9 protein-coding genes are annotated in these 12286 nt (G+C 68.6%); 2 read left to right on the forward strand and 7 right to left on the reverse strand.

The window, feature by feature from the left end:
* Positions 1–19: 19 nt before the first annotated feature.
* Genes CVV72_RS13650 through CVV72_RS13665 form a run of 4 tightly spaced genes read right to left on the reverse strand, consistent with a single transcriptional unit; the run spans position 20 to position 5988 of the window.
* Positions 20–3106, reverse strand: a complete 3087-nt coding sequence (locus CVV72_RS13650; RefSeq protein ID WP_255632679.1) for an ATP-binding protein — start codon at positions 3104–3106, stop codon at positions 20–22.
* Positions 3106–3732, reverse strand: coding sequence for a hypothetical protein (locus CVV72_RS13655; protein WP_255632680.1), 627 nt, complete (start codon positions 3730–3732; stop codon positions 3106–3108). The genes CVV72_RS13650 and CVV72_RS13655 overlap by 1 nt, the downstream gene beginning before the upstream one ends.
* Before the next feature lie 24 nt (positions 3733–3756).
* Complete coding sequence (locus tag CVV72_RS13660; protein ID WP_219152793.1) at positions 3757–5388, reverse strand: CATRA system-associated protein; 1632 nt, start codon at positions 5386–5388, stop codon at positions 3757–3759.
* A 3-nt stretch (positions 5389–5391) separates the two neighbouring features.
* The gene (locus CVV72_RS13665; RefSeq protein ID WP_255632681.1) at positions 5392–5988 is read right to left on the reverse strand and encodes a toll/interleukin-1 receptor domain-containing protein; all 597 of its coding nucleotides are present in this window, start codon (positions 5986–5988) and stop codon (positions 5392–5394) included.
* A 224-nt stretch (positions 5989–6212) separates the two neighbouring features.
* Between CVV72_RS13665 and CVV72_RS13670 the strand changes: the two genes are divergently transcribed.
* Positions 6213–7148, forward strand: a complete 936-nt coding sequence (locus CVV72_RS13670; RefSeq protein WP_219152794.1) for an SEFIR domain-containing protein — start codon at positions 6213–6215, stop codon at positions 7146–7148.
* Positions 7149–7250: 102 nt separating this feature from the next.
* Here CVV72_RS13670 and shbA read toward each other — a convergent pair whose 3' ends face one another.
* Positions 7251–7901, reverse strand: coding sequence for an RNA polymerase sigma factor ShbA (shbA, locus tag CVV72_RS13675; RefSeq protein ID WP_219152795.1), 651 nt, complete (start codon positions 7899–7901; stop codon positions 7251–7253).
* A gap of 4 nt (positions 7902–7905) precedes the next feature.
* A complete protein-coding gene (locus CVV72_RS13680; RefSeq protein ID WP_219152796.1) occupies positions 7906–8340 on the reverse strand; it encodes a hypothetical protein in 435 nt (144 codons plus the stop codon).
* Positions 8341–8562: 222 nt separating this feature from the next.
* On the opposite strand from CVV72_RS13680, the gene CVV72_RS13685 reads away from it, so the two are divergent.
* Positions 8563–11058, forward strand: coding sequence for an ATP-binding protein (locus tag CVV72_RS13685; RefSeq protein ID WP_219152797.1), 2496 nt, complete (start codon positions 8563–8565; stop codon positions 11056–11058).
* A gap of 120 nt (positions 11059–11178) precedes the next feature.
* Here the strand turns inward: CVV72_RS13685 and CVV72_RS13690 are convergent, their stop codons facing one another.
* On the reverse strand, positions 11179–12150 hold the full coding sequence (locus CVV72_RS13690; protein ID WP_255632682.1) for a hypothetical protein: 972 nt from the start codon (positions 12148–12150) through the stop codon (positions 11179–11181).
* Positions 12151–12286 lie beyond the last annotated feature (136 nt).

Raw genomic sequence — 12286 nt, forward strand, 5'->3', positions numbered from 1 at the left:
AGGTGTACGGGCCGTGGTTTCACTCGGCTTCGCGGCGGGCGCGGGCGAGCACCTCCTCGACGCTGAGCGGACTGGCCGGATGGTGGGTGAGGCACAGCGGAGTGGTCACCCGCTGGAAGCCGAACGCCTCCCCCGACACGTAGAACTGGGCGCGTTCCAGTCGCGAGATGTCGTCGACGGGGCTGCCCTTGGCCCTGGCGAGTTCGTTGGCGGCGGCGATCTGGGCCGGGCTGTTGAGCCTGCCGAAGAACTGCGTCATCGCGTTGCCGACGACCTGGTTGTGCAGTCCCTTGGGCGCCTGGGTGGCGAACAGCAGTCCCAGACCGTACTTCCGGGCCTGCGAGGCGAGCACGATGGTGCTGCGGGTGCTCGCGGTGAGCGTCCCCGACGCGGCGAGCATCTGCGCCTCGTCCATGACGAAGAGCGCGCCGAGTGGCCGGTCTCCCGCCGGATTCCGTTTGGCCCAGGCGAAAAGTTCCATCTGGAGCTGGTTGACGAAGTTCTGCCGCTGTTTCTCCGAGGGCAGCCCGACGAAACTGATGACCGAAACCCTCGCTCGCTTGCCTTCCCCGGGAGCGAGCAGGAGCGCCGGGTCGACGGGCTCGCCACCGCCCGCCAGCAGGGGGTCGTTGACCATGGAGGCCTTCAGCAGTTCGGCCAGCTCGGCCGCCCGCTTCCGCCCGTCGTTCAAGGTGCTCACCCCGTCGGGCAGGTCTTCGAGCACCTCGATGAGTTCGGGCAGGCTCCGTGACCCGGTCCGGGCGTGGTGCACGACGGCTTGCCGCAGCACCGCGAGCCCGACGGTGGTCTTCGCCGTGCCGCCGGTCAGCTTCACCTGGGGAGCGAGCGTCGCCACCGCGACCTCGACGGCCGCGTTGAACTCGTCCTCGTCGTCGAGGACACCGGCGAAATCGGGCAACGGCTGGAACGCGAGCGGCCGCCCGCCCGCCCGTCCCGGCGTCCACACGACGACGTCGGTCTCGGCCAGGTACCGCTTGGCGAGCTCGGCGTCGTCCGCTCCCCACGCCTCGGGTGGCTCCGGCCAGGCGTCCCCGAGCCGGGCGAGGTCGTTGTTGGGATCCAGCACGATCGCCGAAACGCCCTGCAGCGCGCATTCCTCCACGATCCGCCGCAGCAGCACCGTCTTCCCGGAACCCGAACCCGCGAACACCGCGGCGTGCTTGCGCAAGGCCGCCAGTTCGATCCTGACCGGTTTCCCGCTGCCGCTCACGGCGCCCAGGGTGATCTCCCCCTCGGCGGCCGGGGCGTGCGCCTCACCGGATCCGGGTGCGGATCGGGGCAGGGGCTCGGGCAGGACTTCCGCCAGGAGTTCCGACCGCCCGGCGGGACGCCGGTCGACGAGCCACTCGTGGAGTTCCCGGCTGCCCTCGGCGAACATCTTGTCCAGCGCCCAGAACGTACGGATGTCCGCATCGGACAGTTCGCGGGCCCGGCCACCGTCCTTCTTGAACGCCTCGAGTTCCGCTTGGGTCTTGACCCCTCGCGACCAAGCCAGATTGCGGATCACGACCAGGTGCCGGTTCTCCGCTCCCTTCCGCACGCCGGCCGCCGAACGCGCCTTGCGGAAGCGGTGCAGCACGGCGATGGGATGTGACGCCGCGATGGCGCGGAACGCCCAGTGCTCCTCCAGATCGGAGGCCTCGTCCACCGTGCGGGTGAGCCAGGCGTGCAGTTCGTTCCGGTCGCTCTTGGCCCCGTAAACCCATTCCAGGTTGTCGTCGCCGACCTCCGTGATCCATCCCCGGAGTGCCGCGGCCAGCAGGCGGGGCATCACCTTGTCCTCGACCTTCGGATCCAGCAGCGCCGACGGGTCGGCCTCCGAGCGAAGCTCCTCGAACCGTTTGTCCAGTTCCACGAACCGGTCGGCGGCCATCGCCGGACGCGGCGGCGTGGCCGACCGCCCGCCGCCCTCGTCGAACGTGGTCAGCTCGGTGATCCGGCCGGCCCGGACGCAGGCGTCGATATGCGCGCCGATCCGCTTCAGCACGTCTCGCGGGGACATCTCTTCCCATTCCCCGTCGAACGCGGACGGCGACACCGGCCAGGTGGGGTGCGGCGGCACGAAGTTCATCGCCTCGTAAGCGACACCGAGACGCTTCTCCACCAAGGCCCTGCCGACTTCGGCATCCCTCACCCTGCCGAGGATCAGGGCTTCCCGGAAGCGGTCCGGAACGGTGTCGGTGGCCTTCTCCTTGAGCAGTTCCCACGTACCGGGGAGGCAGGCGAGCACCGTCATGGTCCGTTTCGTCGCCTCCCGCAACCCCATCAGCCCGTCCGCGATCTGCGCGACGAGCAGGTCCTGTTCGTCGCTGTCCCGCACTTTCTGGAAGCTCACCGCGGACCGAGCCACCAGGGTGTCGAGCTGGTCGACGGCGATCACGATCGGGCCGGTGAGCGCGAGCAACCGCGTGATGTTCCTGACCTGGGTCTTCGCGGACTTCGGATCCGAGCGGATCCCCCATTTGCGGCGGTCGCCGGATTTCGACTCCGGGAACACGCCGAGGTAGTCGTCCCCGACGTAGTTCTTGCTCGGATCCTCGCTCGCGTAGAGCACCAGCGCCCGCGCCGTGTCGGCGCATTCCCTGGCGACGTCCCGATCGAAGGCGCGCAGGCCCTCGACGAACGTGTCGACGTCACCCCTCGACAGACCACGGCCGTCCAGGATCTTCTTGGTGACGTTCGCGTCGATGCTCGCGCGCAGACAGACTCGGCGGAGAAAGCTGGTGAGCTGCGGTACGCCGGAGCCGTCGAGCCGCGAAAGGCCCCGGCGCATCGCCTCCGCGGTGTTCTCCCAGAACGCGTCGCCCGCCGTGAGGTCGTTGAGGAAGAAGTAACCGCGGGCGCCATGGGCCTGCTTGCGGACCAGACCGAGCAGGTGGGTCTTGCCCACGCCCTTCTTCCCTTGGAGGACCAGCCCGATCGGGCTCGGGCCGTCGCTGGCGACGGCCTCCTTGATCCCCGCGCTGACCTGCGTCAGGACGCCGGTGTGCAGGCCGTCGACGTGATACGGCGAATCACGCCACACGTGATCGGGTGTGTCGGCCCAGTCGAAGCGCAGCGCCGCGAGCGCACTCAGCTCGTCCATCACGGCGCCTCGATCGAGATCAGATGGTTGTCCTCACCGCCGACGCGGACCGCCGCCGCGTGGTCGGCGGCGGTGAGCGCCTTGCGATTCGATTCCGGCACGAGGTCCGCCTGGCCCGACCGGCTGAGTTCCTTCAGCACCGAGTCGACGTCCACAGTGGACGCTTCGCCGAGCATCGGCCGCAGCTCCACCAGCGCGACCCAGTCCCGGGGCGAACGGGCGAGTTTGCGATAGGCGATCCGGATCCGGCTCTCGATCTCCTCGGCCGTCAGGTCGACCTCGGGCATGAAGAGGTCGGCGAGCCGGAGCTTCTCCCGCCGGAGGTGCCTGCCGAGCCCGCCGAGCACGACGTACAGGGCGCTGCCCAGGCTGGTCCGGGGCAACGGCGGCTCTCCCTGGCTCAATTCCTCCTCGCACCAGGCCCAGCCGCGCTCGGTCAGCTCGTGGAAATAGGGACGGCCACGCTGTTCGCTGACCACCAGGTCGAGACCGTTGAGCTGACGGCGTTCCTTCCCGTCGAGGGCGAAGCCCACGATCTCGCGCAGCTCGGGGTTCGACACCTCGCGCGCGACCACCATCAGCACGAGCATCGCCGCGATCTGCTTCTGTCCCAATCGATCCGTCATCCGTGATCCTTCCGTACCTGGTTGCTATTGGTCGAGGAATCCGCTGAATCCTTGGCGCGTCACCCTGGCCTCCGACGTCCGCATGGCCCACTCGATCGCCATACGGGTGTCGGGCGGCGCGAGCACCCGGCGTTCCGGATTCGTTTCGGTGGTCCGGGTCCGGGTCACCGACATGAGTTCCTGGGCGAGGTCCTGTACCCGCTCCCGGTCCCCCGCGCCGATCGCGATCTGCAGCTCGGCGACGATCTCGTCCACCAGGCCCCACATCAGCGGACGCAGCCTGGCGTGCGAGGCCTGCCGGAGCACGCCCGCGACGTCGAGCTCGCCAGGGTCGACGAGTGCCGTCGTTCCCGTGAGCTGGTCCACCAGGCTCCTGGCGATCTCCATCGGCCCGCGGGACGGGCCGAACTGGAGATGCCGCAGATTGCCGACGTAACCCGGCAGGGTGTTCGGTTTGGTCTCCTCGGTGAGCACCGGGACGACGCGGCGATCCTGGCCGAGTGTCCGGTGCAGGAACAGTTCGACCTCGGCCGACTGCCACCGGCTCACCTCCCGGTCGACGATCAGGCACAGATGTTTCGCGTCGTCCTCGGTCTTTTCGAGCATCGACCGTTCACCGGAGAACGACAGCACCGGCCGGATGCCGAGCTCCACCAGGTACTTCATGAGTTCCTCGGCGAGTCGCATGGTCGGCCTGGTCGTGCTGACCCGGACGTCGTGGGCGAAGGTGCGCTTCTCCGCGCGGACCCCGGCGACATAGGCGTCCCGGTTCTCCGCGAGCAGATCCGTCCGGTCGAAGTCGTGCGCGACGACCGCGGCGACCGTTTCCAGCGCGAAACTGATCTGGTCGGCGGTCGGGCTGAGCTCCGTCATCACCGGGAGCTGCTCACCGAAGGTCCAGAAGGAGACATACGGCAAGGTCAGATGCCGGGACATCACGTCGGGAGAGACGTCGCGGTCGAGCCAGCTGCGGAACAGGTCCTTGGTCTCTTCGAGACAGATGCGGCGCCACTCCTCCGAGCGGGCGTACTCCTCGCGGGCGTCGAATCTGGACAGCACCGGGAGGACGGTCAGCTGCGGCCGGTCGTAGGGCATGCGGTCGCGGGCGGCGTTGGCCCGGTCGGCGATCTCGACCGCGCCCTTCATGCTCTGCACGTTCGCCGTGAAGAGGACGACGAGCCGGTCCGGAAGATGGGCGGTGCAGATGCCGCCGATATCGGAGATCCCCGTGCGGCTGTCGATGAGGACGTAGTCGTAGGCGGCCGTCCACTGTTCCCGGCACAGTTCGAGGTAGTCACCGAAACCCTGTTCGTACAAGGCTTCCCAGTCGAGATCCTGCACCCGCCGGACGTAGGCGTCGTCCGCCCGGCCGGCGGTGATGACGTCGAGCTTCACCTTCCCGGTCAGCCGCGTCGTATGCGCGCCGGGACGGAGCCTGCCTTCGCGGAAGTCGTCGATCAGGTCCACGACGCCGCCCGACGGGGGCGCGCTCATCATCGGCCGGAAGTAGGTGTCCAGACCGGGCGCTTCGAGGTCCCAGTCCAGGCACAACACCCGATTTCCCCAGCGCGCCAGGAGAACGGCGATGTTGGCCAGGGTGAAGCTCCGCCCGACACCGCCTTTGTAGGAGTAGAAGGTGACCACGGTTCCCGGCATGGGTCAGAACCTCGGCAGCTTCGACGGCCTGGGCGGGTCGGGTGGTGGCGGCGTTTCGACCGGCCACTCGGGAGACCACGGTGGCGCCTGCTCGATGACCTCCACCAGGTCCTCCACCATCAGCGCCAGCTCACGATCGAAGTCGAGGTACTCGGGGGTGTTCTGGTACTGCGGATGCGGCTTGTTCCAGTCACGGAAACTGTGCATACGACGTTCGTGCGCGTAGCCGGGAAAGTTCTCCGAGTCACTGAAGATGACCGGATAGATCAGCCTTCCGGGCTTCGCCGAGCCGCCACCGGCGACGATTTCCTCGCGTTTCGCCATCGTGTGCCATTCAGCGAGGCACCACTCGTCGTGAAAGTACTTCGGGGAGCAGACCGGGATCAGGATCCGGGCGCGCTGTAACGCGTCACGAACCACTTGCGGCCACTTTCCTCCGACCGGGACGCCGTCCTCGAGAAATATCTTGACGTCATAGTCGACATTGTCGTCCAGAAGTCTCTGCAACCGAGGATGGAAGTGATTCCGTACCCAGTCCGGGGCGTCACCACCGCTGCGGCGATAGCTGATGAACACGTCGTACTCGTACACGAGCGCCATCGCCCCTTCGCACCCCGATCCATTTGACAGCCCCGATCGTAGGGGTCCACGACGCCTTCGAAAAAGGTACAAAAACACGACAAAAACTGGACACGACAGCGCGCGCGACCCCTCGACGACAGAAAGATGACAAGCGGGCGACAATGGGTGCGCCACGACCTTGGGATCGCCGAGAATGCGACGCACCCGGCGGGCCGGGTTCCCTTCGTCCGACAGGAGTTCCGATGGCCGACAACGAGCCGCCGCACGTGTTCGTCACTTACGCACATGATTCACCGGAGCACAAAGAGCGGGTCCGCCTCTTCGCGGAATTCCTGCACGGCCGGATCGGTCTCGAAGTACATCTTGATCAATGGGACGACGGCGAACGCCGCGACTGGTCGTTGTGGGCGTTGGACCACCTCGACACGGCGGATTTCGTGGTCGTCATCGCTTCGCCGGAGTACAAGCGCCGTGCCGAAGGAAGAGCGGCGTTCGACGAAGGCCGCGGCTCCCAGTTCGAGGCGGCGCGGATCCGCGACCGGATGACCAGGAATCTCGGCGGCGAGATCAAACGGATCCTCCCGGTCGTGTTCGCCGGGCAGTCCGTCGACGACATCCCGAACTTCCTCAACCCGCACTCCACCACGAGGTACCCGATCGAGGTGTTCACCGAGGAGGGTGTGGAGGATCTGCTGACCGCGATCACCGGCAGGGCCCGGCACCAGCGGCCCGAACGCGGCCGATGGCGTGGCGGCGCGACGAGCGGGGCCGGACCGGGCCGGACGTCGCTGGCGACCGGCTTGGAATGGCGCGCGTGCAGCAGCGGCATCCGCACCGAGGGCGCGCGGATCAACGACGTGCAGTACTCGGACAGCATCGTCCTGCGCGCGGCCGAGCGGCCCGCCTTCGTCGAAGTGAGCCTGGGAATGGCCTACCGGAGGCTGACCGCGGTGGCCGGTGTCCTCGACGACGCGGCCGAGCCCTTCCAGGTCGGGCACTTCCGCGTACTCCTCGACGGGAGACCTTCACCCGAAGTCAAGGTGGCGCTGGGGAAACCGGCGCGGATCGATCTCGACGTCACCGGTGTCCTGACGGTCCGGCTGGAATTCCACCGTCCGGGTACGACGGAGAGCAAGTGGCTCCCGGAACTGGCGTGGGGCGACCCCGCCGTGGAGTAGCCGGTGAGGACGGCTCGCCGGCAGCGTGTCGCGAAAGCCACTTTCAGGACGTCAGACGTCGCGAAAGTGGCTTTCGCGCCACACACGGGGCCGCCCCGCCTCTCAAGAGAAGTCCTCCTCCTTCACCAGTTCGCGAAGCTTCACCAACGCCCGGTGCTGTTTGACCCGCACGTTCCCCGGAGTCAGCCCGAGCGCGGCGGCGGTCTCGGTGGCGGACAGGCCGACGACGATCCGCAGGGTGAGCACCTCCTGCTGCAGCTTCGGGAGCAGGGCGACGAACCTCCCCAGCCGGGTGCCGAGGTCGACGGCGAGCACGTGGCTTTCCGGCTCGCCGCGGACCGATCCGGCCTCCGGCAGTTCGGGCACAGGGTCGGATCGGTCGCGGGACACCACGCGGAAGGCGTCGGCCACCTTGTTGGCCGCGATCGCCCGTACGAGGTAGACGAAGGAGCCGCCTCGGTCTTCGTACGCCGGCAGCAGTTTGAAGACCGCGAGGCAGACTTCCTGTGCGACGTCGTCGGCCGACAGATAGGAGAGGTCGCGGCCGCCCATCCGCGCGCGGCAATAGCGCACCAGCATCGGTTTCACGACCGCCAGCAGCGCGTCCACGGCGTCCGGGTCCCCGGTCTTCGCCGCCGCGACGAGCGGATCGAGCGTCTCTTTGGTCAGGCGGCCCGACGGGCGCGGCAGGGTCGCGAGCGCGCGGTAGCCCTGGAGTTCGCCTTCGTGCGGGCGGGTGTCGAGGGTCGGCATCGGTTCAGCCCATCACTTTCGCGGTGGCGTCGAGCCGCCGGACCTGCGCGAGAAAGGCGTTCATCCGCCATCGCAGGCTGTGCGCCTTCGCCGTGTCACCGAAGAGTTTCTTCTTGTGGAGGACCGCCGCCAGCTCACCGACCGTGCGCCCGCCCGCCTCGGAGATCTCGAGGGAGATGCCCTGCCGGACCCCGTCGAACTCCGGTGACCGGGCGATCATCGGATTGCCGTCGTCCGCCACGGACCAACCCCTTCCCGCGATCTTCTTCGTGAAGACCTGGCGCAACTGCTGTCCGCTCAAGGCCGTTTCCACGCGCCGCGGCCGGAACCCGTGTCTCTTCAGGGCGGCGTAACCCAGGTACAGCACGGCGATCACGAGGAGGATCAGGGCGACGGCCGCGCCGTTCCCCTCGGTGGTGGTGTCAGTGGCGATTCCCATGCTCTCTCCCGGGCGTTCACGGTCCGAATGCCCGATAATCGAGGAGCGAGGCGACGACGTTGCGGAACAGAGTTTGTTGTCCTCGTTTTGTCCGTTGCCCGAATTCGCGAAGCGGGCAGATCAAGGACAGTTTTCCCGGCTGCGCGGCCATCGGTAGCGAAAGCGTTCCCCGGATCGATCCCTGCGCTGGCGAACCGGCACGATCACTGGGAGCGAGCGCTGATGATGGATCGTTTCGATGTCTTGTTGTGTTTCACCGCGACGGATCCTGACGAGGTCGCGCGGATGGGCGAGGTCGAAGCGGCCCTTCGCGAAGCCGGGCTCCGCGTGTTCCCGGACTTGGTCGTCGACGGGATGACCCGCGAAATCGCCGACGCGCTCGCGAATTCACGGGTCGTGCTCGTCCATTACTCGCGGGCCCGCCGGGTGCATGTCCTCGATCCGGAGAGCGGCGGCGAGCACGGGGATCCGAGGGATCCGGCGGCTCTCGTCGAACTCGTCCTGCGCAAGATTGCCGGCGCCCGCCGTCCGCGCGGCGCCGGCAACCGGCTGATCGGACGGTACCGGGAACTCTCGGCGATCCATCACGCCCTGCGTGCCCGGCCGGTCCTGATGGTGCGCGGGCTGCCGGGTGTGGGCAAGACCGCGCTGGTCGAACGGTACGCCGACCTCTTCCAGGACGCCTTCGACGGCGGTGTGCTGCGGCTGGGCCCCTTCGGGCATCACGCGCCCGAAGAGGTCTTGTCCCAGTTCCACCTCGCGCTGGCCCGCGCGGCCGGGGACCGGCTGGGCACCGACCTGGCGGGAATGGACTCCGACCGGCTGCGCGCCCACGTCGCCGAGCGGATCGGGGCCGCCGGCCGCCGTGTTCTCGTCCTCGTCGACGACGTACCGGCAGGGCTCCCGCCGGACGTCCTGGACCGGCTGCTGCTTCCCGCACCCGAGGTGTCCACGGTGCTCACCTGCCGGACGGGGCAGTCTCCTCGAGACGTCGAGACGCTGGACCTCACCGGGTTGTCACCGGCCGAAGGTCTCAGGTTGTCCGGCGTGCACCGCGCACCGGCCGACGACGCCGAGCGAAAAGCGGTTCTCCGGCTCGTCGAGCACTGCGACGGGCATCCGATCACGGTGCGCGCCAACGCTTCCCCGGGTGCCGATCGCGCCGCCTCCCGCCCGGACACCGCGCCGCCGGCGATCCGTGTCCTGCTCGCGGGCCGCGGGCCGATCGCCGCCGGGATCGTCCGGCTGGGCGGGCTGCTGGCACCGGTCCCCTTTCCGCTCGGCATCGCCCGTGACGTTCTCGGCGCCGGACCTGGCTTCACGGAAGCCGTCGACGAAGTGCTGGCCTGGGGCCTGGCCTCCCTTGTGGACGGTGGACTGCGACTGCAACCACTCGTGGCGGAGGTCGCCAGAGCCGGGCTCGACCCGGGACCACTGCCGGAGGCCGCGGCGAAATCCTTGCTGCGCCTGCTTTCCGACGACCACGCCGGATACCGGGACTTCCTTCTCCAGCACGCCCGTTCCCTCGCCGAACACACGCCCGCGGCGTATCGGATCCGGCTTCTGCGACCGATCGCGGCCGCGCACGAAAGGCACCTGGACTTCTTCGCGGCGGGCGAGATCCACGCGATGATCCTGGCCACCGAAGGAGCGGCGAGCACGGACTTCGCGACGGCGGCACGGGTGGAGATCGCCTGCGGGCTGTATCCGGAGGCCGCGCGGCACGCCCGGCGCGCGCTGCTGTCGGCGGGCGACGACGACGAGCGGTACGCGGCTGCCTTGGTCGCCGCGCAGGCGTTCGACTGCCAGGGCGACTACGACGCGGGCGAGCGGATGTTCTGGCACAGATCCCTCGTCCGGGGTGAAACCCGGTTGCCCGCAATCGTGGCGAGCGCACAGGCGACGCGCCTCAGGGGCCGCCCCAGGGAGGCCATCATGTCTCTCACCGCGATCCTGCCGGAGCTCCATGCCTTGCCGAACGGGCCACTGCGCGAAGGCCTCCTGCCACCGGCACTGCTGGAATACACGCGCGCCCTGCTGCTCGACGGCCGGCCACGACCGGCGCGCGATGTCGCGGCGCAGGTGATCGCGGCCTTCCACGCCGACGGCCGGACGCGGCACTTCCGGTGCACCGAAGCCGAGTTGCTGTGGGCGGAGGCGACAGTCACCCTCGACTTGCAAGACCTTCACGCCGACCGCGCCGCGCTGCGCGAACTCGCGAACAGGTATGGGCGGCGTTACGGACCAGAGAGCGCGCCGGCCTTGACCGCCACGGCCATGGCCGATCGTGCGCTGCTGATCCCGGGACGGGCGGAGCAGGCTTTACGGGCACTGAGCGCGACAGAGCGGACGGTCGTCCGCGTTCTCGGCGGTGACCACCGGCTGCGCTACCGGATCAGGCACGGCATCGCCCTGGCGCACGGGCAGCTGCGCGAGTTCGGCCGCCAGGCCGAACTCCTCGAGGAGATCCTCCAGCCGCAGATCCGGCTGCTGGGCACGACCCATCCGGAAACCTTGGAGACCAGGCTCGACCTCGGTCTCGCGCTGGCCTTCAGCGGGCGCGGCCGGGACCGGCACGCCACGGAACTGGTCGAAGGCGCCGCGGACGACATAGTCGCGACGCTCGGGAGCGCGACGGATCTGGCCGAGAAGGCGGTCGCGGCGCGACGGGTGCTGCGGCACAAGACCGTCGCGGCGTGGCCTGCCGGGTGGTCGTGATCGTCTGGTGAGGCAGGGTGCCGTGTCGCGAAAGCCACTTTCGGGACATCTGATGTCCTGAAAGTGGCTTTCGCGACACGCACGACAGTGCGGGCCTTCGGAAACCGCATCCAGCGGGATTCATGCCCCGCTCGACGGCCTCCACCGCACCCCATAGGCGAAACCCGGTGTCAGATGCCGGAACTGGACGTGGACCTCGCCGGAAGCGTCCGGCGTCAACGGGAATCCGCGTGCCGCCTCGTCACTCGCGTCGTCCTGGAAGACCCGTTCGAGCTGGACGACCTCCCTCGGGATCGGCAGGGCGAACCGGACGTGCAGATCGAACAGGTCGACCGGATGCCGGGGAACGCAGACGAAATGCGGATGCCGGAATTCCGCCCGGAACCGCAGGGCGATGTCGTGCTTGCTCGCCCGTTTGAGCGGTTTGGGCAGCCGTAACGCCAGCCCGACACGATCGGTGGACTCCATCATCCGACCGGTCAGCCGTCCACCGTGGAAGACGTCCACGCGGAGATCGTCGCTGCCGATGGCTTCGCCCCGGTAGACGGAGTCGGTCAGCGTCAGCGCGAGATCCAGTTCGGAGATGCCGTCGGCGTCCGCGACGATCCGGCGGGATTCCAGGACCTCGGGAATCGGCTGGTCCAGCGCCACCGACACGCGCAGCTCCTCCGTGTGCCACCTCCTGCTGGGCTCGGGCACGTCACCGTCGCCGGATTCGCTTGTGGACGCCACGGCGACCTCGGCGAGCCGGTCGATGCCTTCGTCGATCCGGCGGCGGGCCGTCCGGTCGTCCCGTTGCAGATGCCTGGCCAGCCAGCGCACCCGATCCTGGTAGAAGGGGTGCGCCGCATCCGGGTGCAGCCCGAGCGCGGCCAGCACCGCGGTGCTCAGGTCCTCGGGGAGCGAACGCGCCCACCCGGACAGGCTCTCGCCCAGCGTCCGCCGGATCGCCGCGTTCCCGTCTCCCCCGGAGGCGCCGCAGACCGCGCGCAACGCGGGGCCCGCGCGTTCGGCGAGCTGAGGTGCCGCAATTCCCCTGCCCCGCCGAAGCAGCTTCAATTCGACGGCCAGGTCCGCAGCGCTGACGGTCACCAGTCCTCCCCTAGTGGTTCAAGCACGGTCGTCAATAGTCGTCAGCCCGGCGGCCCGTGTCCAGCCGATCGCGGTCGTGTATCGCCGATCGTTATTTTGGGTTTTCCTTTCCCGCTCATACGGGAAACAGGAAACT

The organism is Amycolatopsis sp. TNS106 (assembly GCF_019330265.1).
Taxonomy (GTDB): Bacteria; Actinomycetota; Actinomycetes; order Mycobacteriales; family Pseudonocardiaceae; genus Amycolatopsis; species Amycolatopsis lurida.

Coding starts and splice junctions, on each gene's coding strand:
- CVV72_RS13650 (WP_255632679.1), bottom strand. CDS start 3,106: ATGGACGAGCTGAGTGCGCTCGCGGCGCTGCGCTTCGACTGGGCCGAC.
- CVV72_RS13655 (WP_255632680.1), bottom strand. CDS start 3,732: ATGACGGATCGATTGGGACAGAAGCAGATCGCGGCGATGCTCGTGCTG.
- CVV72_RS13660 (WP_219152793.1), bottom strand. CDS start 5,388: ATGCCGGGAACCGTGGTCACCTTCTACTCCTACAAAGGCGGTGTCGGG.
- CVV72_RS13665 (WP_255632681.1), bottom strand. CDS start 5,988: ATGGCGCTCGTGTACGAGTACGACGTGTTCATCAGCTATCGCCGCAGC.
- CVV72_RS13670 (WP_219152794.1), top strand. CDS start 6,213: ATGGCCGACAACGAGCCGCCGCACGTGTTCGTCACTTACGCACATGAT.
- shbA (WP_219152795.1), bottom strand. CDS start 7,901: ATGCCGACCCTCGACACCCGCCCGCACGAAGGCGAACTCCAGGGCTAC.
- CVV72_RS13680 (WP_219152796.1), bottom strand. CDS start 8,340: ATGGGAATCGCCACTGACACCACCACCGAGGGGAACGGCGCGGCCGTC.
- CVV72_RS13685 (WP_219152797.1), top strand. CDS start 8,563: ATGATGGATCGTTTCGATGTCTTGTTGTGTTTCACCGCGACGGATCCT.